Origin of the sequence: Pontibacillus sp. HN14, assembly GCF_021129245.1 — a bacterium.
Classification (GTDB): Bacteria; Bacillota; Bacilli; order Bacillales; family BH030062; genus Pontibacillus.
The window spans coordinates 530,284-553,999 of sequence record NZ_JAJOLR010000001.1 but is presented as its reverse complement, the minus strand read 5'-3'; the positions used below and the strand labels follow the sequence as shown (position 1 = coordinate 553,999).

At 40.7% G+C, this 23,716-nt stretch carries 23 protein-coding genes; 3 read left to right on the top strand and 20 right to left on the bottom strand.

What is annotated here, in order from left to right; genetic code table 11:
* The 3 genes from LQ226_RS02800 to smc all read right to left on the bottom strand — a co-directional run bounded on the left by LQ226_RS02800 (position 1) and on the right by smc (position 5,211).
* The gene (locus LQ226_RS02800) at positions 1 to 324 is read right to left on the bottom strand and encodes a putative DNA-binding protein (RefSeq protein ID WP_231416317.1); all 324 of its coding nucleotides are present in this window, start codon (positions 322 to 324) and stop codon (positions 1 to 3) included.
* A gap of 87 nt (positions 325 to 411) precedes the next feature.
* Positions 412 to 1,626, bottom strand: coding sequence for a signal recognition particle-docking protein FtsY (ftsY, locus tag LQ226_RS02795; RefSeq protein WP_231416316.1), 1,215 nt, complete (start codon positions 1,624 to 1,626; stop codon positions 412 to 414).
* 15 nt (positions 1,627 to 1,641) lie between these two features.
* Positions 1,642 to 5,211 carry a chromosome segregation protein SMC gene (gene smc, locus LQ226_RS02790; RefSeq protein ID WP_231416315.1) on the bottom strand — a complete coding sequence of 1,190 codons (3,570 nt, stop codon included), beginning with the start codon at positions 5,209 to 5,211 and terminating at the stop codon, positions 1,642 to 1,644.
* Between the two features lie 136 nt (positions 5,212 to 5,347).
* Here smc and LQ226_RS02785 point away from each other — a divergent pair, with 136 nt between their 5' ends.
* Positions 5,348 to 5,578 carry a DUF1128 domain-containing protein gene (locus LQ226_RS02785; protein WP_231416314.1) on the top strand — a complete coding sequence of 77 codons (231 nt, stop codon included), beginning with the start codon at positions 5,348 to 5,350 and terminating at the stop codon, positions 5,576 to 5,578.
* An 84-nt stretch (positions 5,579 to 5,662) separates the two neighbouring features.
* On the opposite strand, the gene rnc is transcribed toward LQ226_RS02785, so the two are convergent.
* The 9 genes from rnc to sdaAB form a co-directional block, all read right to left on the bottom strand.
* A complete protein-coding gene (gene rnc / locus LQ226_RS02780; protein WP_231416313.1) occupies positions 5,663 to 6,352 on the bottom strand; it encodes a ribonuclease III in 690 nt (229 codons plus the stop codon).
* 80 nt (positions 6,353 to 6,432) lie between these two features.
* A complete protein-coding gene (acpP, locus tag LQ226_RS02775; protein WP_036778618.1) occupies positions 6,433 to 6,663 on the bottom strand; it encodes an acyl carrier protein in 231 nt (76 codons plus the stop codon).
* 88 nt (positions 6,664 to 6,751) lie between these two features.
* Positions 6,752 to 7,492: a 3-oxoacyl-[acyl-carrier-protein] reductase gene (fabG, locus tag LQ226_RS02770; protein WP_231416312.1), complete on the bottom strand. Its 741-nt coding sequence runs from the start codon at positions 7,490 to 7,492 to the stop codon at positions 6,752 to 6,754.
* A gap of 3 nt (positions 7,493 to 7,495) precedes the next feature.
* The gene (gene fabD, locus LQ226_RS02765; RefSeq protein ID WP_231416311.1) at positions 7,496 to 8,437 is read right to left on the bottom strand and encodes an ACP S-malonyltransferase; all 942 of its coding nucleotides are present in this window, start codon (positions 8,435 to 8,437) and stop codon (positions 7,496 to 7,498) included.
* Positions 8,434 to 9,444, bottom strand: a complete 1,011-nt coding sequence (gene plsX / locus LQ226_RS02760) for a phosphate acyltransferase PlsX (protein WP_231416310.1) — start codon at positions 9,442 to 9,444, stop codon at positions 8,434 to 8,436. Before plsX ends, fabD begins: the two co-directional genes overlap by 4 nt.
* 2 nt (positions 9,445 to 9,446) lie before the next feature.
* The gene (fapR, locus tag LQ226_RS02755) at positions 9,447 to 10,022 is read right to left on the bottom strand and encodes a transcription factor FapR (protein ID WP_231416309.1); all 576 of its coding nucleotides are present in this window, start codon (positions 10,020 to 10,022) and stop codon (positions 9,447 to 9,449) included.
* A gap of 78 nt (positions 10,023 to 10,100) precedes the next feature.
* Positions 10,101 to 12,146, bottom strand: coding sequence for an ATP-dependent DNA helicase RecG (gene recG / locus LQ226_RS02750; protein ID WP_370635418.1), 2,046 nt, complete (start codon positions 12,144 to 12,146; stop codon positions 10,101 to 10,103).
* Positions 12,143 to 13,030, bottom strand: a complete 888-nt coding sequence (gene sdaAA, locus LQ226_RS02745) for an L-serine ammonia-lyase, iron-sulfur-dependent, subunit alpha (protein WP_231417553.1) — start codon at positions 13,028 to 13,030, stop codon at positions 12,143 to 12,145. Before sdaAA ends, recG begins: the two co-directional genes overlap by 4 nt.
* A gap of 28 nt (positions 13,031 to 13,058) precedes the next feature.
* Complete coding sequence (gene sdaAB, locus LQ226_RS02740) at positions 13,059 to 13,721, bottom strand: L-serine ammonia-lyase, iron-sulfur-dependent subunit beta (protein ID WP_231416308.1); 663 nt, start codon at positions 13,719 to 13,721, stop codon at positions 13,059 to 13,061.
* A 233-nt stretch (positions 13,722 to 13,954) separates the two neighbouring features.
* On the opposite strand from sdaAB, the gene LQ226_RS02735 reads away from it, so the two are divergent.
* On the top strand, positions 13,955 to 15,232 hold the full coding sequence (locus LQ226_RS02735; protein ID WP_231416307.1) for an NCS2 family permease: 1,278 nt from the start codon (positions 13,955 to 13,957) through the stop codon (positions 15,230 to 15,232).
* 417 nt (positions 15,233 to 15,649) lie between these two features.
* Here LQ226_RS02735 and LQ226_RS02730 read toward each other — a convergent pair whose 3' ends face one another.
* Together LQ226_RS02730 and LQ226_RS02725 are read right to left on the bottom strand one after the other, a co-directional pair.
* Positions 15,650 to 17,320: a DAK2 domain-containing protein gene (locus LQ226_RS02730; RefSeq protein WP_231416306.1), complete on the bottom strand. Its 1,671-nt coding sequence runs from the start codon at positions 17,318 to 17,320 to the stop codon at positions 15,650 to 15,652.
* A gap of 36 nt (positions 17,321 to 17,356) precedes the next feature.
* Entirely contained in the window at positions 17,357 to 17,719 is a 363-nt protein-coding gene (locus LQ226_RS02725; RefSeq protein WP_188656032.1) for an Asp23/Gls24 family envelope stress response protein, read from the bottom strand.
* Positions 17,720 to 18,023: 304 nt separating this feature from the next.
* On the opposite strand from LQ226_RS02725, the gene rpmB reads away from it, so the two are divergent.
* On the top strand, positions 18,024 to 18,212 hold the full coding sequence (rpmB, locus tag LQ226_RS02720) for a 50S ribosomal protein L28 (protein ID WP_231416305.1): 189 nt from the start codon (positions 18,024 to 18,026) through the stop codon (positions 18,210 to 18,212).
* 107 nt (positions 18,213 to 18,319) lie between these two features.
* Here the strand turns inward: rpmB and spoVM are convergent, their stop codons facing one another.
* From spoVM to LQ226_RS02690, 6 genes are all read right to left on the bottom strand, one after another.
* Positions 18,320 to 18,400 carry a stage V sporulation protein SpoVM gene (gene spoVM / locus LQ226_RS02715; protein WP_019376515.1) on the bottom strand — a complete coding sequence of 27 codons (81 nt, stop codon included), beginning with the start codon at positions 18,398 to 18,400 and terminating at the stop codon, positions 18,320 to 18,322.
* 40 nt (positions 18,401 to 18,440) lie between these two features.
* The gene (locus LQ226_RS02710; RefSeq protein ID WP_231416304.1) at positions 18,441 to 19,109 is read right to left on the bottom strand and encodes a thiamine diphosphokinase; all 669 of its coding nucleotides are present in this window, start codon (positions 19,107 to 19,109) and stop codon (positions 18,441 to 18,443) included.
* A gap of 127 nt (positions 19,110 to 19,236) precedes the next feature.
* Positions 19,237 to 19,890, bottom strand: a complete 654-nt coding sequence (rpe, locus tag LQ226_RS02705; protein WP_231416303.1) for a ribulose-phosphate 3-epimerase — start codon at positions 19,888 to 19,890, stop codon at positions 19,237 to 19,239.
* 3 nt (positions 19,891 to 19,893) lie between these two features.
* Positions 19,894 to 20,775, bottom strand: a complete 882-nt coding sequence (rsgA, locus tag LQ226_RS02700; RefSeq protein ID WP_231416302.1) for a ribosome small subunit-dependent GTPase A — start codon at positions 20,773 to 20,775, stop codon at positions 19,894 to 19,896.
* Complete coding sequence (gene pknB / locus LQ226_RS02695; protein WP_231416301.1) at positions 20,776 to 22,842, bottom strand: Stk1 family PASTA domain-containing Ser/Thr kinase; 2,067 nt, start codon at positions 22,840 to 22,842, stop codon at positions 20,776 to 20,778.
* Positions 22,842 to 23,597 (bottom strand): Stp1/IreP family PP2C-type Ser/Thr phosphatase, encoded by a 756-nt coding sequence (locus LQ226_RS02690; protein WP_231416300.1) that lies wholly within the window; start codon positions 23,595 to 23,597, stop codon positions 22,842 to 22,844. Before LQ226_RS02690 ends, pknB begins: the two co-directional genes overlap by 1 nt.
* Between the last annotated feature and the right edge of the window lie 119 nt (positions 23,598 to 23,716).

The following is a 23,716-nucleotide window of genomic DNA, read 5'->3' as shown; positions in this document are numbered from 1 at the left end:
CTAATCTAAATTCTCAAGCGTCTCGATGATACCTAAGGCATCATCAGACCCTTTTTGAACGGATTCTTTCAATTGCTTTAACAACTGTTGTCGTTTTTCGAAACGATCATATAAATCTAACTTCTGTTCATATTCTTCAAGCATCGTTTCTGTTCGCTTAATGTTATCATATACAGCTTGACGACTGACGTTAAAAGTCTCTGAAATCTCACCAAGAGAATAATCCTCAAGATAATAATATTCCATGTAACTTCGTTGTTTGTCTGTCAGCAATTCTTGGTAAAAATCAAACAAATAGTTCATGCGTGTTGTTTTCTCAAGCAAAGTAAGCACTCCTTGTTAAGTGAAATGCCTTTACATATACAAATAGTACAAAATAAAGGTGTGGTCTGTCAAGCTAACTTCGATGAATTATTCTTGTTCTGACTCTTCAAGCATATCAGCAAAGAGACCATAAACGAAAGCATGGGCATCAAAGGATTGAAGATCTGTTACTTTCTCTCCAAGGCCTACAAACTTTACGGGAATGTCTAGTTCGTTACGGATCGCCATAACAATTCCACCCTTGGCTGTACCGTCAAGCTTTGTCAGCACAATACCCGACACGTTCGTTGCCTCAGAGAACGTCTTCGCTTGACTCAAGGCATTTTGACCTGTGGTGGCATCAAGAACAAGCAACGATTCGTGAGGGGCTCCTGGAATTTCCCGTTCAATCACACGTTTCACTTTTGAAAGCTCATTCATTAAATTTACTTTATTCTGTAAACGACCAGCGGTGTCACACAATAGTACATCCGCTCCCTTAGACTTAGCGGACTGAATGCCGTCATAAATAACAGCAGCAGGATCGCTTCCTTCACTATGCCGAACTACAGGTACACCTACGCGTTCGCCCCATACCTCTAGTTGTTCGATAGCACCAGCTCGGAAGGTGTCACCAGCAGCCATGACCACGTTCTTCCCTTGCTGTTTAAGCCTATGGGCCATTTTTCCGATTGTAGTGGTCTTCCCTACTCCATTTACACCAACGAATAATAGAACGGTAAGTCCATCTTGATTGAAAGTGATTTCTTCAATTTCCTCATCGTCATCACCATAATAAATATCCACAAGTTTCTCTGAAATAACTTCCCTTACTTCCCTTGTGTCTTTAATATTGCGACGTTTTACTTCCATTTTTAACTCGTCAATCAGATCCATCACTGTATTTACACCAACGTCAGCAGAAATTAGAATCTCCTCTAATTCTTCGAAGAAGTCCTCATCTACTGTACGATAACGAGCCACTAGATCATTTACCTTAGTAGCAAAAGAATTACGTGTTTTAGCTAAACCTTTTTTAAACTTAGTAGAAATGCTCTCTTTTTCACCTTCTTCAAAGGCTTGCTCTTCTTGTGTCTGCTGAACGGCCTCTTCCTCTTCAACAGGAGATTCAGTGACTTCCTCTGTATACTCTTCCTCGATTACAGATGCAGGAACATCTTCTTCCTCCTTGTCATGGATCTCTTCTTCTGATTGATCTTGAGGTTCTTCCGAGTGCTCTTCTTCGTCTTTCTTCTCAGGGTGTTCCTGGTTAAGTTCATCTTCTTTCACAAATTTCTCTTTTAATTTCTTAAAAAATCCCATCTTTAAACTTCCTTTCTACGATCGCTGAATTAGTTCCTTTGTCTCTTCTAAACGAACGGAAACAAGCTTAGATACTCCCGATTCTTGCATGGTCACTCCATACAACACATCTGATTCTTCCATTGTTCCTTTACGGTGAGTGATGACAATAAACTGCGTTTTAGCACTAAAACGCTTAAGGTATTGAGCAAACCGAGTAACATTGGCTTCATCAAGTGCTGCCTCTACCTCATCTAGCACACAGAACGGGACAGGGCGTACTTGTAAAATCGCAAATAATAACGCAATAGCCGTAAGAGCTCGCTCTCCACCTGATAATAGGCCTAAATGCTGCAATTTCTTACCTGGTGGCTGAGCTACAATTTCAATTCCTGTCTCTAAAATATTTTCAGGGTCCGTCATACGAAGATCTGCACGACCTCCACCAAATAGATCTTTGAAAACATGGGTAAACTCTTCACGGATTTGCACAAAGGTACTCTCAAACCGGCGCTCCATCTCACCGTCCATTTCATAGATAACTTCATAGAGCGTTTCTTTAGCCTCAAGTAAATCTGCTTGTTGATCGGTCAAGAATGTATGACGTTCCTTAATACGGTCATATTCTTCAATTGCTCCGATATTAACTGTACCAAGCTCGTCAATAGCTAAACGAATTAGTTTCACTTGGCGTTTTGTCGCTTCAATGTCCTCAACTTCCGGATAGGTTGATTTTGCCTTCTCATAAGAAAGCATATATTCAGTCCGGAGGTGATCAATTCGGTTTTCAAGCTCTACGTCCAAGCGATTGGCTTTGACTTCTTTGTCTTGAATATCTTGTACCAGAGATTGGTGGATGCGTTTATTTTCTTTAAGTTCGAGTTCTGTATCATGAATCGCGTCAGATCGATTACCTCGCTCTTCACGTTTCGTTTGGATTTGTTCTGATTTTTCTTCTTTTTGCTGCCGTTTTGATTCGATTTGTACGTCAATCTCTTCTTCTGTCTCTTTAGAATCAGCAATGTCTTTTAAGTGATCCAGCTGAGATTGCTGCTCTTTTAGTGAGGTTTGAACGTCTTTCAACTGAGCAAGAAGGTCTTCGGTTTTCTCTTGTTGATTTCTTACCTGAGCTTGCTGTTCTGCATATTCAATCTGTAATTGGTTTAAGTCTTGTTGTAATTGATCATAGCTTGCCTTTTGGGTGGTTTGCTGTTCAGTTAACTGATCAATTTCTTTTTGAATGCGAACAAGCTTCTCTTCAATTTCCTCTAACTCATTGGTTAAGTGTTTGTTCCGTTCATGGAGGGAAGTGCGATCATCGTCGAATTGAGCCTTATCTTGATCGTAAAGAGAAAGCTGGTCATTCAAATTCTGTTCTTGTAATTCAACCTCACGTAAACGCCCCTGACTTGCTTGCTCTTCCATTCTTGAAGACTCAAGTTGCTTTTCTAGCGTTGTACGCTTTTCTTTCTTCTCTTGAATTTGATTCTTGAGATCCATAACGGCTCGTTCATACCCAGCACTTCTATGTTCAAATTGTGTGAGCTTTTCTTTTAAATCTTGAAGTTCCTGATCTCTTGTGAACAAGGACTGGTTGTTCTTTTTTTGAGCACCACCTGTCATAGACCCGCCTGGATTCACCACGTCACCTTCAAGAGTTACGACTCGAAAGCGGCGTCCTGTTGCCTTTGCAATTTCATTCGCATCTTTTAAGGTTTCAGCTATAATGACATGTCCCATCAAATGCTGAATAGCTTTAGCATAGACATCGTTATAGGTAACTAGTTCAGAAGCCACACCTACATAACCACTTAAACCTTTTAGCATACCCAGTTTTTCGTTAGGAATAAATTTAGCTTGGATCGTTGGCAAAGGAAGAAATGTTGCGCGTCCTTTATTGTTTTGCTTCAACCAGTTGATGGTTTTACGCGCACTAGCCTCATCTTCCATTACAATATGCTGCGCTTGACCTCCAAGTGTCGTTTCAATAGCAGTAACATAATCTTTAGGGATGTCTATTAATTCAGCAACTGCGCCTTTCACACCTTTTAGTTCTCCAGATTCACGTGCTTTTAAAACTTCTTTTACTCCCTGGAAGAATCCTGCAAAGTCTTCTTTCAGATCCTCAAGCATTTCTTTCTTTGAGCGTAACTTTTCCAGGTGCTGATAACCTTGATAAAGTTTAGACTGCTTTTCCTGATACTCTTTTTCTTCACGCTCGAGTTCTTTTTTGAGTTGTTTTAAGCTTTCTTCTTGTTCGCTTCTCTTAGAGGAAAGGGAGTCTCGTTCTTGTTGCAACGTACCCTTTTGCTTCTGAAGCGCATCACGTTCATCAACAAGGTTCTTAAACTTACCTTCTAAGCGTGTTGTTTTGACATCATGCTGTTCCAACTGCTGAGTAATGGATTGTCGTTCATTACGTTTAGCTGCTTGTTGATTAAGTTGTTCAATATAATCACTCTTCAAGCTTTCAATTTTATCTTCCTGATTTCCATCTAATTGAGCTAGTTGTTGTCTCACATGATTAAGTTTATCTTTTGTTGTATTGGCTTCTTGTGTGAAACGATCTAATTTCGACTGTTCTTCACTATGTTGATGGTGTAATGTATCCACACGTTCTGAAAGCCTTGTAACATCCTCTTCAAGTTTGGAACGATTCTCCGTATAATGCTTCTGGCGTTCACTAAAGAGTTCTTTCTTTCCTTCTAAATTTTCTAGTTCTTGCGTTAATGTAAGAAGGGATTCCTGAAGCTTTTCTATACTTTGATCAATCTCCTGCACCTTAGCCCTTTCTTCTTCCACATTAGCTTCTTGTGTTGTAGTAAGGGCACGAAGTTCCTTCTCACGAGCTTTCTGAGTTTCTAAATCTTGCAAGAGTGCTTCCCAATCAGAATGAATGGATTCAATCTCGGCAACCATTAGGGAGACCTCGTGATTCTCAAGTTCTTCTTTCTTTTCTAGATAATCTTTGGCAATCGCAGCCTGTTCCTTAAGGGGCTCTAATTGTCCTTCAATTTCATATATAATGTCTTCTACACGATTTAAGTTTTCTTGGGTCTCAGCTAACTTATATTCAGCTTTTTGTTTTCGTTTCTTGTACTTCAGAACTCCAGCTGCTTCTTCGAAAATCGCCCGTCGTTCTTCAGCCTTAGAACTTAAGATCTCTTCAACCTTCCCTTGTGAGATAATAGAGAAAGCTTCACGACCAAGTCCAGAATCCATAAACAAGTCAATAATATCTTTCAAGCGGCAAGACTGTTTATTGATAAGAAATTCACTTTCACCAGAACGATACACTCTTCTAGTGACAGACACTTCCTGATAATCAAGCGGAAGTGTTTGATCTTCATTATCTAGCGTTAAAGTAACTTCTGCAAAATTAAGCGGTTTACGGGAATCACTACCCTGAAAAATAATATCCTCCATTTTAGAACCACGAAGGGATCTGGCTGATTGCTCACCCAATACCCAACGTATTGCATCTGTGATATTACTTTTCCCGCTTCCGTTCGGACCTACTACTGATGTGACGCCTGGCACAAAATCGACAGTGATCCGTTCGGCAAACGATTTAAATCCTACTGTATCTAAACGTTTGAGGAACATGTTGATTTCCTCCTATGTAAAACTATTTTTTGTATTTCTGCGATGAATAATTTCAATTTCAACTCATTTATTTTATCATAAACTATATGGTGTTAGAAGAAAGCATTCTAGTAATGACCAAAGAGGAGAGATTTTTATGGATTTAAGTAACCCGACAAATGAAAATTTAGTGTTTATGATTAACACATTAGCTGAACAACTTCAGGTAGTGAACCGAGGTTTAATGGACCCAGAGGACTACGATATTCAGCATTATGATGATATTAAAGATATGTACGACATGGTCCAAATGAAAAAAGGCCAACTAAGCGTATCCGAACTCCAAGCTGTCGTAGGTGAACTAGGTAAATACCGGGTAAAAGCATAATGTGTAGACAAGCCTTTTAAGAAGGCTTGTCTTTTTTATTCTCTCCTATAAAAAAGCTGCCAGCAATAGCCGACAGCTTCTTGATCAAACCTCTATATCGAAAGCACTGAGCGCTTCCTTTGCAGCATTTTGTTCCGCTTCTTTCTTCGTTCGCCCTATACCAATACCTGAGCGATCACCTTGGATGAACACATGTGCAATAAACTCACGATTATGAGCAGGACCTCTTTCTTCCACAATCTCATACTCTATGATGCCATTACGTTCTCTTTGGACAACTTCTTGCAATTGGCTTTTATAATCCATCGCATGCGAAAAAGCACCTTTATGAATTTTAGGATAGACAAATTCTTCAAGAAATCGAATAACAGTCTGGAAGCCTTGATCCAAATAAATAGCTCCAATAAACGCTTCAAATACGTCTGCTAGAAGTGCAGGACGCTCGCGACCACCTGTCATCTCTTCTCCTTTGCCTAAGAAGATCAGGTCACTGAAATGTAAATCATTTGCGAAACGAACGAGTGATGCTTCACAAACAATTGAAGCGCGATATTTCGTTAATTCGCCTTCAGTCATCTCTGGATGTTTACGGTATAGATATTGTGATATTGCTAATTCTAGTACCGCATCCCCTAAAAATTCTAATCGTTCATTGTCGTCATATTCTCGGGTGCGATGCTCATTCACATAAGATGAATGGGTGAAAGCCTGTTCTAGTAACTTTTTACTTTGAAAGCTTATCCCTATCTTATCTTGAAACTTCGTAAAATCCACTGTCTCATGCCACCTATTCTTATTATTAGAATTACATACAGAGAAAGTCTCGCATCTTGCGAGACTTTCTAACTCTATTGTTATTTGCTGTTTATGTAATTCACAGCATCGCCTACTGTCTCAATTTTCTCTGCATCTTCATCAGAGATCTCCATGTCGAACTCATCTTCAAGTTCCATAACAAGCTCAACCACATCTAGTGAGTCTGCTTCTAGGTCATCTTTAAAGGAAGCTTCCATGGTTACTTTTGAGTCGTCTACATCTAGACGTTCAACAACTATGCCTTTTACTCGTTCAAATACATCTGCCATCGTTGTTCACCTCCCTTCAGTAATTATAGAAGATTTTGCTTTAAAATACTAGGTCATGACACAATTTTATTTGAGGATCTTAATAAATTTACATAACCATTCCGCCATCTACATGAAGGGTTTGACCTGTCATATAATTGGCATCATCAGAGGCTAAGAAACGAACTACTTTTGCAATATCCTCACCTTGACCCAAACGAGCCAATGGAATCATGGATTGCATACTTCCTACTTGATCGTCCGTGAGCTCATCTGTCATATCCGTTTCAATAAAACCAGGTGCTACTGCGTTCACAAGGATGTTGCGGGCAGCCAATTCTTTAGCTGATGTCTTTGTCAATCCAATAACCCCAGCTTTTGCCGCTACATAATTAGCCTGACCTGGATTTCCACTCACACCTACAACAGAAGCGATGTTTATGATTTTACCACCTTTTTGCTTCATCATCGGTCGTGTAACGGCCTTAGTAGTCAGAAATACACCTTTAAGATTTGTATCAATAACCTGATCGAATTCTTCTTCTTTCATACGCATAAGAAGGTTATCCCGGGTGATTCCAGCGTTATTCACTAAAATATCAATACGACCATACGTTTCGGTAACCTGTTTTACCATCGCTTTAACTTCTTCTTCAGAAGAAACATTCGCTTGAATTTTAATACCCTCAGCTCCAAGTGAGGTAATCTCATCAACTACATCCTGAGCTTTTTGTTCACTTCCTGCATAGTTCACGGCTACTTTCGCACCCTTTCGTGCTAGTTCTAAAGCTATAGCACGTCCAATTCCGCGAGATGCACCCGTTACAAGAGCCACTTTTCCCTCAAGCATATGTTAGTCCTCCTTATACCATTCCAGAAAAGCCTCCAGGCTTTCTGGGTCTTGAATATTAAATGTTTTCATTCGTCGGTTCACCTTACGGATTAAACCGCTTAGAACTTTTCCATTCCCTACTTCTACAAATGCATCAATTTCTTGGTCCATCATGTATTGAATAGTTTCTTCAAACCGAACCGGAGAATAGAGCTGTTCAACGAGTAAATTAAAAATCTTTTCCTGATCTTGTACGGGCTGGGCTGTAACATTTGCTACGACTGGAATTGTCGCATCTTGTAAGGAAGCATGGCCGAGCTCTTTAGAAAACTGTTCACTAGCCGGTTTCATTAAACGTGAATGGAAAGGTCCACTTACGTTTAATGGTAACGCACGCTTTGCTCCTTCTTCTTTCAAGCGTTCACATGCCTTATCAACGCCCTCTTTAGAGCCAGAGATGACAATTTGACCTGGGCAGTTATAGTTAGCAACCTCTACAACCTCTCCTTGATCACGAATTTCAGTTGTCACTCGTTCAATTGCCTCTACATCTAAACCGAGAACAGCGGCCATCGATCCTTGTCCTGCTGGTACAGCTTGTTCCATAAGCTGCCCTCTTTTTTGAACTAATGTTAGAGCTTCCTCTTGAGACATTGTTCCTGCTGCAACGTGAGCGCTATACTCTCCTAAACTGTGTCCTGCAACAAGTTCTGCCTGTACTCCTTTGTCTTCTAAGAGCTTGACAATGGCTGTACTTAGTAATAAAAGAGCAGGTTGAGCATTTTCAGTTTTCGTTAATGTTTCATCCGGACCCTCTAGCATGTATTGGCTAAGGGGCACTCCTAGACGCTTATCCGCTTGGTAGAATTGCTCTCTTACACTTTCATATTGATCATAGAACGCCTTTCCCATACCAACTTCTTGAGAACCTTGTCCCGGAAAGACAAAAGCTATTCTTTTCATTGATCATCACCCTTATCCCAGTCCATATTCTGGACCGTTTCTTGTATTGATTGATTCACACGATTTTCTACCATATGGCAAGCTTGCTTAGTTGCATTAAAGACAGCTCTCGCGTCTGAAGAACCGTGGGCTTTGATAACGGGCGCGGCTAAGCCAAATAACCCAGCACCACCATATTCGGAATAATCGAGTTTACTCTTTAAGCCTCTTAAGTCTTCTTTGGCTAGTCCGGCAGCAAGTTTTGTCTTCCAATTTGACATAAAGGTATCTTTAATCATGGCAAACATCGACATAGCTGTGCCTTCAATGGTCTTCAATGTGACATTACCCGTGAAACCATCTGCTACCACCACATCAGCAACACCATTTAATAAATCACGAGCCTCTACATTCCCGACGAAATGTATCGGTGCGTCTTTTAATTGGGCAAAGGCTTTCTTAACCAAATCATTTCCTTTCCCGTCTTCTGTTCCAACATTTAAAAGGCCGACCCTAGGAGAAGTAATGCCTCTGACCTGTTCAGCATATACAGAGCCCATAACGGCATACTGAACAAGGTGATTAGGTTTTGCGTCAACGTTTGCTCCTACATCAAGAAGTAAAAATCCTTTACCGTCTACAGTAGGGAGGGTTGGGCTTAACGCTGGTCGGTCAATTCCTTTAATTCGACCAACTACGAATAGTCCGGCACTCATTAAAGCACCTGTATTACCAGCAGATACACAAGCATCCGCCCTTCCTTCTTTTACTTCCTTGGCCATTAGTACCATCGAGGCGTTCTTCTTACGCCTTACAGCACGAACAGGTTCATCCTCTGAAGTAATCATTTCGTCAGTATGTACAACCTTAATAGACGGATGGTCTTCGTTCATGAACGAACGAATCTTTCCCTCGTTGCCAAACAAGGTAATTTCAAGATTGTCTATATGGTTAACAGCTTCTATTGCTCCAAGCACGATTTCTTTAGGAGCATGGTCTCCTCCCATTGCATCAATCGCTAATTTCATGGTTAGACCTCTCCTTTTTCGTCATTTGAACGGTACATAACAAAAACGCCTGAAAAAACGGTTTCCTGGTCGACTACACTTTCAACCTCAACGATTGTTCGACCTTTGTCATCGTTCCCTTTTACCAGGGCTTTGGCTACAACGCGTTCGCCTTGTTTTACCTGTCTTGTAAAGCGAATTTCAGATTTAGCTGTTAAAGCGAGTTCATCATTAATGACTGCAACAGCTAAAGAGTTCGCCTGTGCAAATAAATGGTGTCCTCTTGCAATTCGATTACGCGAGAACACATGTTCATCTCTTATATCTAATATCGAAATGGCTTTCTGGTCAAGCTCTAAGTCAACCACTTCTCCAATAACTTCTTCTAACGGTAGTGCCCTAACCGTTTCATTCCATTGGTAAGTTGCAACGGATTTTATTCGTTCACGAAGTTCAGGAATTGAAAGCTCCATACGATCTAAACGAATCGTCTGGATACTCACCCCATATTTCTTGGCTAATTCCTCATCTGTAATGAACGGAGTTTGCTCTATTGTTTCCTTAAGGCGCTGTTGACGCTCTCTTTTCGACAACTTCATCTCTATACACCGTCCAATTATGACTAGGTACTAATAGTAATATATAATACCTCCCTATCTTATGCAAGGGTTGTTTCATTAATCCAACACTTCGCCTTTTAAAATGGGGTCATTCATTAAAATATCAAACAACGGCTTTAGAGAAGGGTCCTCTTTAAAGTGATCTTCTTCTATCATTTTCTGAGCATCTTGCCTTGCTGTTTCTAACGCGCGGTAATCATGAACCATATCGGCCACTTTAAACTCAGGCACGCCACTTTGCTTTCTCCCAAAGAAGTCTCCAGGCCCTCTAAGTTTTAAATCATGCTCAGACAGTTCAAATCCATTCGTGGTTTCACACATGATCCTCATCCGTTCTTTCCCGACATCCCCTTTTGGATCAGCAAGCAGGATGCAATAACTCTGATGGCTCCCACGGCCAACTCGCCCTCTAAGCTGGTGCAGCTGCGATAATCCAAACCGATCAGCATCATAGATAAGCATAACCGTAGCGTTGGGAACGTTCACACCTACCTCAACTACTGTTGTGGAAACGAGAACTTGGACCTCGTTATTCGCATATTGCTTCATCACATCTTCTTTTTCTTCAGCTGTTAGGCGTCCATGCATGAGCCCCACACGAACGGTAGATGGGAAATATGCTGTTAACTGATGATATAGATCCACGGCATTTTGTATATCAAGCTTGTCCGATTCCTCAATTAAAGGACTAATGACGTAGGCTTGGCGTCCTTCGTCCACCTCTTTTTGAATAAAGGTTAGCACGCGGTCAAGCATTTGGTCTTTCACCCAATACGTCTCTACCGCTTTCCGCCCGGCTGGCATTTCATCAATTACGGAAACATCCATATCTCCAAAGGCTGTAATCGCAAGTGTTCGAGGGATCGGTGTAGCTGTCATAAATAGTACGTCAGGCATTAATCCTTTGTCTCTCAACGTCCTACGCTGCTCCACTCCGAAGCGATGCTGTTCATCAATAATCGCAAGTCCAAGGTCACTAAAGACGACTTCTTCTTGAATTAAAGCGTGGGTCCCTATAATAATGTCTGCTTCATGATTTGCAATTTGTGCAACGATTTCTCTACGTCGTTTCCCCTTCACACTACCGGTAAGCAGGACAACATTGGCTTGATCACCAAACAATTCTTGAAGTGATTCGTGATGCTGTTCAGCCAGGATTTCTGTCGGGACCATAAGAGAACCTTGTTTCCCAGAGGTTATTGTTGCATATAAAGCAATAGCTGCTACAGCTGTTTTACCAGACCCAACATCCCCTTGTAATAATCGATTCATTCGATAAGGCGAACTCATATCTTTCAAAATTTCTTTAAGGCTTTTAGATTGTGCTCCTGTTAGCTTAAATGGCAAATCATTCGTAAATTCGGCGACTTTTTCCTTATCAAAGGCTTGAGCATTGCCCGTTGTAGCTTCCCGTTTGATTTTCCTTAAAAGTTGCATTTTCAATTGGAATAACAAAAATTCCTCATATATAAATCGACGTTTTGCATGTTTTAACATGACCCGGCTTTCAGGAAAGTGCATGCCGTTTAAGGCCTGAGCACGTTCTGGTAACTTATAAGCCTCAAGGTACGACGAAGGTAAGATCTCATCTATGTACGAGCCATATTGATCAACAGCTGTTTTCATCCATTTTTTAAAAGTCGGCATTTTCATATTCCCTTTTAATGAATAAACAGGCTGAATGGGTGTATTTGATTTGGCTCTTCCTTTGTAATACTGACTCACTGTTATTTGCAAGCGATGTTGGTCCCACTTTCCCGTAACCGTAACTGTATCACCAGGCTGGAGCTGTTTCTTAGCAAATGCACGATTAAACATGACGGCTTTTACTGCAAACTGCTCTACTTGTAACGTAATTGTTAAGCGTGATTTCTTCTTTCCAAAAAAGGTAAGGGAAGGTTCTCCTACAACCTCCCCTTCAATCGTAGCTTTTTCATCGTGTACAAGTTCGGTTAACGGCTTTACCTCGTGAACATCATAACGAAAAGGAAAATAAAACAGGAAATCTTCAATTGTGAAGATTCCCATTTCATTTAACGTTTCTCCTGTCTTTTCTCCCACACCCGACAATTGTAAAACCGATTGTTGTAACACTTGCCTCACTCACTTTTTAAGTTTATTCCATATACCTTAGCTTCTAATTCACGTCCAGTAGGTGTAGCTGCTAAACCACCTTGAGCCGTTTCTCTAAGAGCTACAGGCATTGTTTGACCAATCTTATACATCGCATCAATAACTTCATCACAAGGTATGCGACTAGTTACCCCTGCTAATGCCATATCTGCAGCAACAACTGCGTTTGAAGCACCCATAGCATTACGTTTCACACATGGGACCTCAACAAGACCCGCAACAGGATCACACACTAACCCTAGCATATTCTTAAGGGTAATCGCCATTGCCTCAGCCGATTGAGCAGGTGTTCCTCCTGCCATTTCAACAATGGCAGCCGCCGCCATGCCCGCAGCAGAACCAACTTCAGCCTGGCAACCACCTGCAGCGCCTGAAATGGATGCGTTATTGGCTACAACAAACCCAAAAGCCCCGGATGTAAATAGGTACCTGACCATTTGTTCACGCGTCGGCTTTAATTGATTTTTCACAGCAAAAAGAGTACCCGGTACGCAGCCGGCACTTCCGGCTGTTGGTGTTGCACAGATTGTCCCCATCGCCGCATTCACTTCATTCGTAGCAACAGCTTTACTCACGGCATCCATAAGCAGATTCCCAGAAAGCGGGGTATGATTTTGTATATAGTTTTGAATCAGCACGGCATCTCCACCTGTAAGGCCAGAATGAGATCGTACTCCTTTTAACCCTTCTTCCACAGCATCTTCCATAACTTTCAGATTCTCTTCCATTTGCCCAAAGACTTCTTCCCGGGAACGTTCACGTACAGCCATTTCCTGCTGAATCATAAGTTCTGAGATCGAAACCCCTTCACTTTCACATCTTTCAATTAACTCCGCTACATTTCGAAATAAAATTTTCACTACCAATTCCTCCTCTTATCTATTAATCAACGACTTTCGCTACCTGTAAGATATGGTCACAACTCTCAAGCTCTCTTAAGAGATCATCGCTCACATTCTGGTCGACTTCTATAACCATTAGCGCTTCTTTCCCCATTTCTTTCCTTGACACTTCCATATGCCCAATATTAATTTCATGTTTAGCAAGGGTCTGGGTAACAGAAGCAATAGAGCCAAAGCGATCATTATGCATAACCAAAATAGCGGGATGGTTACCAGAGAGTCTTAATTCAAAGCCATTTAATTCTGTTATTTCCGCTTTCCCTCCACCAATGGAGATTCCGACTAACTCAAGGTCTCCTTGCTCATCACCAATTCGAACCCGAGCCGTATTAGGGTGGTCTGTATGAGCATCTTCTACTTCAAAACGCACCTTAATCCCCTTTTCTTTCGCAAGATCGAGAGATGTACTAATTCGAGTATCCCACGTTTCAAAATCAAGTACTCCCCCAACTATGGCCACGTCTGTTCCATGGCCTTTATACGTTTTTGCGAAAGAACCATACAAATGAACGGTCACCCATTTGGGCTCACGACCAAACAATGTTCGAGCCACTCTTCCAATACGAGCAGCTCCAGCAGTGTGGGAACTTGAAGGGCCTATCATAACAGGCCCAATAATATCAAAAACGGATTTAAACTTCATTTGTACCACCATCCTATCATTCATTTTTTATTTATAAGTTTTACACCTAGAGATGTAAGCGCATTCAATACTTGAGAGATTTTGAGATCAGACGATTCTATTATAACAAAAATAAACGCGTTCGAGTATGAAGAGTAGTTGATAAAATAAACAGACTTCCCTATAATTATAATTTGTGGATTATGTACGTCATAATCGGGTGGGAGAGGGCAATTTCATATTGAGGGGTTTACATGAAACAACAAAACCCTGGATTACAAGAAGCAAAAACATCCTTAAAAACCGAGATGATGGCAGGTCTTATTGGCTATTTAACTACCGTTTATATAGTAGCTGTTAACGGTTCGATCCTAAGTGAAGCGGGTATCAGTTATCAAGCCGGTATGATCGCGACTATTTTAGCCAGCTTTGTAGGTTGCTTAATCATTGGATTCTTTGCGAATGCACCGATGATTCTCATTCCTGGAATGGGAGTAAATGCTTTATTCGCTTATTCCATTGTCCAAGGTGGTGGACTTTCTTTCCAAGAAGGTTTAGGCGTCGTACTTGTTTCATCCGTCCTTTTCATCATAATTGCGCTAACGAAGCTTGGTTCATGGCTCCAAGAGGCCATACCAGATTCTTTAAAACACGCGATTACAGTCGGTTTAGGCTTATTTTTGACGTTTATCGGTTTAGAAAAAGGCGGTTTGATTACACAAGGCGAACATTCTTTGATCGAATTAGGTCATTTCACTTCCCCAACCGTGCTAGTTAGTTTGCTAACTCTAGCAGCAGGGATTTTCCTTTTCATTAAAAATGTTCCCGGCCATTTTCTGTTAACAATGGGATTTGGAACCGCACTAGCCTATTTCTTCGGAATTTTAGATGGAGGCACAACGAGCATTGTATGGGACGCAGAATGGATGTTCCTCCCATCATTTTCAGCTATTGATGAACTCGCTTTTTGGTTAGGTGTCTTTCCACTAACGATCGTTCTTGTATTTGAAAATATGGGACTTATCAATGGACAGCTTTCCATGGCCGGGGATATGAGCAAGTTCAAACGCTCATTTCAATCAACGGCTTTCTCGGCATTTACATGCGCTTTCTTTGGAACTTCCCCAACAGTTTCTTCAGCAGAAAGCGCCGCAACGATTGCATCAAATGGCCGAACTGGTAAAGCAGCCATCACAACAGGTCTATTGTTTTTGCTTACCCTTGGACTAATCCCGTTTATATCATGGATTCCTTCCATGGCCATTAGCCCTATTTTAATTATTGTAGGTGCACTAATGGTTCAAAACGTCCGTCATATTGCCTTCGATGATTTAACAGAAGCCATGCCTGCCTTTTTAATCATTGTGATGATTCCGTTTACGAATAGCATCGCAGATGGAATGGCATTTGGCTTTATCGCTTACCCTATCGTTAAAATGGCAAGCGGACAAAGAAATAAGGTTACTCTTCCTGTAGTTATTATTGCAGGTATGTTCTTAACCGAATTTATTATTAAAGCATTAGGGTTATAAATAAGCCTTCTGAATGCAAATAAAGAGCATTGAACCCCTTTTCGGTTCAATGCTCTTTTAATTTTTAGGTTCTGTTATATTAGTGTTGTTATTTTATAGGATTGTTCAATACCCAAAGCTGAGATATTTAAGTTTAGATGGGGCCGTCTTCACTGACTAGTGCTTAGGGTGTATGGGGAAGCGAGTGATTTCCCGAACCACCTTACGCTCAGACTAACGCTAACGGAAACATACTCACTTTCCGGCACTCCATATTAGGGACTAAAATGTAACGTGTAAAAAATCAACAACCAACTTTAACACAGCCAATTTTTAAGAACCTCCATATAAATGGCATAAGTAAAATAAAAAGCAGTCCGATTGAAGAGCCACGCGTCTTGCTCCCTTCCATCGAACTACTTCATCTTCTTCAACCTCTTATTCAACAGAGAAAATAAAGGAATAGATCGGTTGATTACCCTTATAAACTTCTACTTCGAGGTCCTCAAAGTTTTCTTCTAAGAAGCTTTCAAGCGCCTCTACTTCTTCTGAAGTGGCGTCCTCACCTTGCAGGATGGTGAGAATTTCATCTTCTTCTTCATCAATCATGTCTCGAAGAAGTTGTTTTGCAGCTTCAAGTTTATCCTGATGGGTAGAAGAAATGCTACTTTCTAAAATGCCCATGAAATTCCCTTTTTCAATCGTCATTCCATCAATCTGGGTGTCACGTACAGCATACGTTAACTGACCTGTTTTAACGGAATTAGCAGCTTCCTTCATTCCTTCTTGATTATCTTCAATCGATTGTTCCGGATGGAAGGCAAGCAGTGCACTCATACCTTGTGGAACCGTCTTTGTCGGAACCACGACAACATGATCATCAGCAAGCTCCGCAGCTTGTTCAGCTGCCATTACGATATTCTTGTTATTCGGTAGTACGATGACTTTTTTCGCATGTGCTTCTTCAATTGCATTTGTAATGTCTTGTGTACTTGGATTCATAGTTTGTCCACCTTCAATGACAACAGTAGCTCCAAGACTTTCAAACATTTCTTTAATGCCACTACCCATCGCAACGGTTACAATCGCGAAGTCAGCCTTTTCTTTCTTCACAGGCTGTTCTTTCTTTTGTTCACCTACAATAGAAGTGTGCTGTTCACGCATATTCTCAATCTTCATATTCACAAGACTTCCGTAACGTTGTCCTAGTGTTAAGGCGTCACCTGGTGTTTCAGCATGCACATGGACTTTGATGAGTTCTTCATCAGAAACTACAAGCAACGAATCACCAAGTTTGCTTAAGTCTTGTCTGAATGCTTCTTCATCATAAGGGTGTTGAGATAATTTCTCTTGTTCGAATTTCACCATAAATTCAGTACAGTAACCAAATTCAATTTCATCTGTACTCATATAGTCCTGAGCAAGTTTATGGTGTTCGGCATTAACCATATCATTCATAGTTGGTCCGGCTTCGTTTGTAGCTGGCAATTCCTCACCTTTTAAATTAGCTAGGAATCCTTCATAGATCGTAACTAGACCTTGGCCACCACTATCCACTACTCCAACTTCTTTCAGAACAGGTAATAGCTCTGGAGTACGCTTTAAGGAAGATTTTGCGTGGTTAATCATCTCTTCCATAAAGACTACAATGTCTTCTTCCTGCTCCGCAATTTTGTAAGCGGCTTCAGCAGAATCTTTAGCAACGGTAAGGATCGTTCCTTCTACAGGTTTCATTACGGCTTTATAAGCAGTCTTAACACCCTGGTTCATTGCTTCTGCAAAGTCAACTGTTGTAATGGTTTCTTTATCTTCAATAGCTTTCGAAAAACCTCTGAAAAGTTGGGATAAGATAACACCTGAATTTCCGCGTGCCCCCATCAACAAACCTTTCGCTAAGCTTTTTGCTACTTCACCGACATGGTCAGCTTGTACATTCCTTACTTCATTCGCTCCTGATGTCATTGATAAATTCATATTTGTACCTGTATCTCCATCTGGAACAGGGAATACATTAAGAGCGTCGATCATATTCGCATTGTTTGTTAAATGGTTTGCTCCGGAGAGCACCATTTCTGCAAACGTTGCTCCATCTAACGTCCTTATCGTCACTCCGACTTCCTCCTTCATCATCCACTAACTTGTCAATTAATCATTTGAAACACGCACACCCTGAACGTAAATATTTACAGAGTCTACGGACAAGCCAACTGTTTTATTTAATGTATATTTCACTTGTGATTGTACATTAGAGGCAACCTCTGAAATCTTTGTTCCATAGCTTACGATAATATACATATCAATATGTGTTTCTTCTTCTTCCTGACGCACGATTACTCCGCGAGCGAAGTTTTCTTTTCGCAGTATTTCAGTAAGGCCATCTTTAATTTGATTCTTTGAAGCCATACCTACAATTCCGTAACATTCTACAGCTGCACCACCTGCAACGGTAGCAATGACTTCGTTTGTAATGGTTACATGACCAAAATTTGTATTTAAATCAATGGACATATTGGATCCTCCTTCGTTCTCTTCCATACTTAACGTCATTTTACTATAACGAGACTGAATTTAAAAGTACTGGTTGTCTGGAAGAAATCCGACACAAATTGCAAAAAACTACACAAAAAGAAAAGCTTCTTGTGTAAAAGCTCATGAAAACCCTATTTAACAATGGACGAAAACATTTTATCTGTCAAGTGACTTTTCTTGATATATTTCGTCAAACCTGTTGAAATCTTCATGGCTGTATGATAAATTAAATAAGTATTTGAAGATATACATGAAAGCTTTAGTGCAAGTAGGAGGGAAAATTATGAGTCGTAAATGTGTCGTTACAGGCCGTAAAACAACTACTGGAAACAACCGTTCACACGCTATGAACGCTAGTAAACGTCAATTTAAATCAAACGTACAAAAAGTACGTGTTATGATCGATGGTAAACCTCAAAAAGTTTACGTTTCAACACGTGCTCTTAAATCCGGTAAAATCCAACGCGTTTAATCGCTACCCATTTTACCATACAAAAAAAGCACCCTTCGGGGTGCTTTTTTTGTATTTCACAGATAAAGGATTACAACGAATAAGAACATTTTAGACGCCGTACGCCGTTAGTCTTTTTTGAAGGTACCTATGATGACGCGCACGAAACCACCAATGAAGCGTGGGAGTTTAATGGTATAAAATTTCAACTGGTCCCCCTCCTCTAACATACAATGACCTTTCATAGCCTTAGGACTTCCTGGATTCACTTAGTACATCTCGGCTCTTTATTAGTAATAGTATGCCATGCTCAAATGAAAAAGTACCTTTTTCTGAAATAAGCTTATTCGACACACACAGCGTAGAGCCCCATGGAACATAGGCATTTTCTAAAGGATAATAAAAACCGCCTAGTGTTAATCCACGTACTTCAGGAGTGAATGGGATAAAAGAAATATTGGGGTAATCAGGGTCATTGAAAACCTCATGCCTTCCTGGTGATTTACATTCAACCCAATTTCCTTTATCAATCACAACTCCCTTGATCCCCTGATTCTCAAGAGGTGCAAGAATCTGCAAATTAGTTAAAGCATGATCAAGCCTTCCCCCAGTAACTCCAAAGAAATAAATAACCTCCGCTTCCAAGGATAAAGCTTTACGAACTGCAATCTCTAAATCCGTCTCATCTTTTTCAGCAGGGTGTTTAGTAAATTCCTTTGATGAATGTTTAATTTCTTCTAACTCTTCTTTCGATACAGAATCAAAGTCTCCAACGGCATAATCAGGGGAGATGCCTTCATTCACAAGGGTGATAGCTCCGCGATCTGCCCCAATCCAAGTAAGTTCCTCTTCCTTATATCGGTGTAACGCAGGGATATGTTCACCTGGCCCTCCCCCAACAATTGCGATTCCTTTCATGATTACACCCTTTCTACAGTCTATGAAAAAAGGCTGAGCCCATTCCTAAAGGGTCAGCCTTTTTTATCGACTTGTTCATTTTAATCGAAGTCAGGAAATGCCTCATCCCGACCACGTAAGAAAAGAATTAAACGCGAGAAGCCAACAACGCTTGAATGGCTTCGCCTCGATCTTCTTTATTAAAAACTGCACTTCCAGCCACAAGAACATCTGCCCCTGCTTCTACACACGTGTTGGCTGTCCCTTCTTTAACTCCGCCATCAACTTCAATTTCAAAGTGATAGCCATTCTCTCCTCGAAGGCTTGCTACTTCTTTAATCTTAGGAACCACACTTTCAATGAACTTCTGACCGCCAAAACCAGGGTTTACAGTCATAAGAAGAACTAAGTCAACATCTGCTAGAACCGGTTTAATCATCTCTACAGGAGTAGCTGGATTAATGACAACCCCAGCCTTGACTCCTTCTGACTTAATTAGCTGGATGGTGCGATGGAGGTGCGGACAAGCCTCCTGATGAACTGAGATAATATCTGCTCCAGCTGAAGCAAACTGAGCAATATACTGGTCAGGATTCTCAATCATTAAATGAACATCAAGCGGCAAGTTCGTATGTGGTTTAATCGCGTCTACAATGAGTGGTCCGATTGTAATATTTGGAACAAAATGACCATCCATTACGTCCACGTGTACATACTCGGCTCCACCTTTTTCTATATCTTTGATTTCTTCTCCTAACTTTGCAAAGTCAGCAGATAATATCGATGGTGCAATTTTCGTCATAACTTAATACCTCGGCTTCCTATTTTGTATTTCTTCTAAGAACTGTAAGTAATGTTCATAGCGGTAAGTTGGAATTTCACCTTCTTCTACGGCTGCTTTAACTGCACATTTTGGCTCTTTATTGTGTAAACATCCTCGAAATTTGCAATATTCACCGTGCTCACGCATTTCAGGAAAACAATCCGGCAATTCGTCATATTCTAATTCTTGAAACTCAAGAGAGCTAAACCCTGGAGTATCTGCAATTAATCCTCCATACATTTCGATTAATTCAACATGACGGGTCGTGTGCTTCCCTCGTCCAAGGCTCCTAGAAATATCATTTGTTTCAAGATCAAGATGGGGCTTAAGGGAATTTAACATGGAAGACTTTCCAACTCCTGATTGCCCTGCGATGACGGTTGTTTTCCCTTCCAAATATGGGGTAATATCTTGTAAACCATCTTCCTCTTTTGAGGAGCCAATAATTACGGTATACCCTAACTTCTCATAGTCCCTTTTATAAGAGGCTAATTTCTCGAGCTCTTCTTCATCTACAAGATCCGTCTTTGTTAATACAATAATAGGGGTAATATTTTTGGATTCGATCAGCACCAGGAAACGGTCCATTAAAATGGTTCGAAATTCTGGCTCTACAACAGAAGCTACGATCATAGCCTGGTCAATATTTGAGATAGGAGGACGGACTAATTCATTCTTTCTTTCGTCTATATCTAGAATATAGCCTTCTTCATTCTCATCCATCTCAAAAGAAACGTTATCTCCCACTAGTGGAGTGATCTTTCGCTTACGAAAGTTCCCTCTTCCTTTACATGGATAAACAGAATTTCCATCCTGCACATAATAAAAGCCACTGAGCGCTTTTACAATTTTGCCCTTTAACATCTATTCAGCTTCACCTTCTTCATAGGATACTTCTTCTTTTTTCACCGTATCACCGTCTACGTCTACTCTGTAAGTAGCGGGTGAACCTTGTTTCACCCGTAATGGGATCGTGAATGTTTTCGTTTTCGTAATTGTCTCATCAATATATGGCGTATCCATCGTTTCATTTTCATCATCGATATAGATTTTAACCGTTTTCTCAACAGGGGCTTGTGGTTGTTCATTCTGCTCGCCTTGCCCCCCGTTGTCTTCCCCGGTAGTACCTTCTGACTGATCGTCATCTTGAGTAGAATTTTGTTCGACTTCTACCGTATATTCCTTCGTTATAGTCTTATATGAAGGGGGCTCTTGTCCTTTTGAAACCCATACTTTCACGGTTGAGCCTACCACAACTTCTTGATTAGCAGAGGGCTCTTGTCGAATAATTTGACCTTTAGGAACCGATGTACTAAACTCTTGCCCAGCTTCTTCTAGCTTAAGTTTATCTCCTAAAGTTGACTTGGCTTCCTCTATAGAGCTTCCTGTCACGCCCGGAACATCAATTTCTTCTGGACCACTACTAACCCTAAACACGACAGGTGTTTCTTCTGGAAGAACCATTTCCCCTGCTATTGGATTAGCATTAGAAATAATCATACCTTCTTCGTATTCAGATGAATTCTCGAAGTTTGGATAAATATTTTTGTACCCTTTCTCCTCTAATTCTTTCTTAGTTTCCTCGTAAGATGATCCTGCGTAATCCTTAAATTCTTCTTTCTCCTTGCCTAAACTAGAGTAAACCGTTATTTCAGAACCTTCCTTTACGGTTGAACCAGCTTCCGGTTCGGTCCGAATGACCTTTCCTTCTTCTACTTCATTAGAATTCACACCTTCACGGTTAACTTTCAAGTTAAGCTCCATTAGCTGACTAAGGGCTTCCTCGTACTCCAACCCGCTTACATCCGTCACTTCAACGTCATCCGGTATCATGAATGCCGGAATAAGAAATAAGGCCAAGACCCCTGCTCCAATTAAAGTGAATAAAATTCCAAAGACCCACCCTTTCCACTTCCGCTTTTTCTTTGACGGCTGCTTTTCGGGGGATTCGGGCTCAGAGTTAGCTCTAACTTCCGTATGGTCGGTCTGGTGTATAATAGTATCCTCTGTTCGTTCAGATTGATAAGCATCATTCGTAATAATTGGAATTGCTTTAGTGACTTCTTCATCATCGTCTAAAGGAACCGAAAATTTAGGCTCATCTTGCCTTTCAGGAAGCATGGCTGTTTCGATGTCTTCATCGATTTCTGATATTTCTCCGTACCTATGAAAAGGGTCTTTCGCCGTTGCCTTTAATACAATATTCTCCACACTTTGAGGCACGTTTGGATTCCATCTTTTCATGGAAGGGGTCTCACTCTGCAAGTGTTTCAAAGCTATGGAAACAGGCGATTGCCCAGAAAATGGGAGGCGTCCCGTAAGCATTTCGAACAAGACAATTCCAATAGAATAGATATCAGACTTTTTGGTCGCCATACCCCCTCTTGCTTGTTCAGGGGACAGGTAATGAACCGAACCTAAAACGGAGTTGGTTTGCGTTAATGATGTCGCACTTAAAGCCATCGCAATACCGAAATCCGTCACTTTTACTTGTTTGTATTCATCAATTAATATATTTTGAGGTTTAATATCTCTGTGTACAATATGATTATCATGAGCATGGGTAATGGCGGCTGTAATTTGTTTCGTAATATCAAGAGATTCTTGAACATCGAGGGGGCCATATGACTGTATGTACTGCTTTAATGTCATCCCATCTACATACTCCATTACCATATAATAGATATGTTCTTCTTCACCCACATCATATATGTTAACTATATTAGGATGTGACAAACTCGTTGCAGAATGCGCTTCTCTTCGAAACCTGGCTATAAATTCGTCATCGTTAGCGTATTCTAAACGAAGTACTTTGATAGCTACGTCACGGTTCAGGATTGTATCTCGCCCTAAATAGACGTTCGCCATCCCTCCGCCACCAATCGTTTCTTTAATCTCATAACGATCATTCAAGAGATGTCCATTAAGCATTAAGACACACCCTCTTCCGCTGGTGCATCATGATGAACGAGCACTAACGAAATATTATCTTCTCCCCCGCGCTCATTTGCAATGGTTACAAGTTTTTCAGCCGCTTTCTCAAGAGGGAGGGGTTCTTGTACAAACTCAACAAGCTCCTCATCTGCCATTTTATTAGATAATCCATCTGAACAAAGTAACAACTTATCGTCTTCTTCCCAGATGACTGTATTAATGTCTACACTCGTTTCGGACTCTGTACCAAGCGCTTTTAATAAAACGTTTTTTCTTGGATGGTGTTCAGCATCTTCTTTAGAAATTTGACCGGCTCTTACAAGTTCATTAACCAAAGAGTGATCTTCAGTTATTTGCTTAAAGCCAAACTCATTAGAAAGATAGCAGCGGCTATCTCCAATATGAGCAACAGAAACGAATTCTTGTGTACAAATAGCTGCCACAATGGTTGTGCCCATCCCTTTGCATTCTTCATGATTTAGAGCATATTGGAATAATTCTTGGTTCACACTTTTAACAGTCTCTTGCAGCCAACTTTCTGCTTCTTCTGCTGTAGAGATTGGTTGAGCATCAAACCACTTGTTATGTAAAGAAGTCGTTGCAATATTACTTGCTACGTCTCCAGCTCTATGCCCACCCATCCCGTCTGCTACGACGGCTAACACCTGACTATGTTGGTTAAAGAAAATTCCCCCAGCATCCTCATTATGGCTCCGGACTTGTCCTTTGTCCGTTAAAAAATAACCATTCATGGGTTTCACCTCGTCTCTAAATTAAAACTGAATACGATAGAAGCTAATGAAGGCTTCTATCCGTTTTTAATTCCCGTTCATTACTTGTCAGTTTACCATTCTTAAAATGAGAAGTCTTT

Bases quoted from the DNA above. Each gene is read 5' to 3' on its own strand.
- LQ226_RS02710 (WP_231416304.1), bottom strand. From the start codon at position 19,109: ATGAAAGGAATCGCAATTGTTGGGGGAGGGCCAGGTGAACATATCCCT.
- rpmB (WP_231416305.1), top strand. From the start codon at position 18,024: ATGAGTCGTAAATGTGTCGTTACAGGCCGTAAAACAACTACTGGAAAC.
- LQ226_RS02735 (WP_231416307.1), top strand. From the start codon at position 13,955: ATGAAACAACAAAACCCTGGATTACAAGAAGCAAAAACATCCTTAAAA.
- plsX (WP_231416310.1), bottom strand. From the start codon at position 9,444: ATGAAATTAGCGATTGATGCAATGGGAGGAGACCATGCTCCTAAAGAA.
- LQ226_RS02785 (WP_231416314.1), top strand. From the start codon at position 5,348: ATGGATTTAAGTAACCCGACAAATGAAAATTTAGTGTTTATGATTAAC.
- LQ226_RS02690 (WP_231416300.1), bottom strand. From the start codon at position 23,597: ATGAATGGTTATTTTTTAACGGACAAAGGACAAGTCCGGAGCCATAAT.
- pknB (WP_231416301.1), bottom strand. From the start codon at position 22,842: ATGCTTAATGGACATCTCTTGAATGATCGTTATGAGATTAAAGAAACG.
- rpe (WP_231416303.1), bottom strand. From the start codon at position 19,890: ATGACGAAAATTGCACCATCGATATTATCTGCTGACTTTGCAAAGTTA.
- LQ226_RS02725 (WP_188656032.1), bottom strand. From the start codon at position 17,719: ATGTCCATTGATTTAAATACAAATTTTGGTCATGTAACCATTACAAAC.
- ftsY (WP_231416316.1), bottom strand. From the start codon at position 1,626: ATGGGATTTTTTAAGAAATTAAAAGAGAAATTTGTGAAAGAAGATGAA.
- smc (WP_231416315.1), bottom strand. From the start codon at position 5,211: ATGTTCCTCAAACGTTTAGATACAGTAGGATTTAAATCGTTTGCCGAA.
- fapR (WP_231416309.1), bottom strand. From the start codon at position 10,022: ATGAAGTTGTCGAAAAGAGAGCGTCAACAGCGCCTTAAGGAAACAATA.
- fabD (WP_231416311.1), bottom strand. From the start codon at position 8,437: ATGAAAAGAATAGCTTTTGTCTTTCCGGGACAAGGTTCTCAAGAAGTT.
- acpP (WP_036778618.1), bottom strand. From the start codon at position 6,663: ATGGCAGATGTATTTGAACGAGTAAAAGGCATAGTTGTTGAACGTCTA.
- sdaAB (WP_231416308.1), bottom strand. From the start codon at position 13,721: ATGAAGTTTAAATCCGTTTTTGATATTATTGGGCCTGTTATGATAGGC.
- fabG (WP_231416312.1), bottom strand. From the start codon at position 7,492: ATGCTTGAGGGAAAAGTGGCTCTTGTAACGGGTGCATCTCGCGGAATT.
- rsgA (WP_231416302.1), bottom strand. From the start codon at position 20,775: ATGTTAAAGGGCAAAATTGTAAAAGCGCTCAGTGGCTTTTATTATGTG.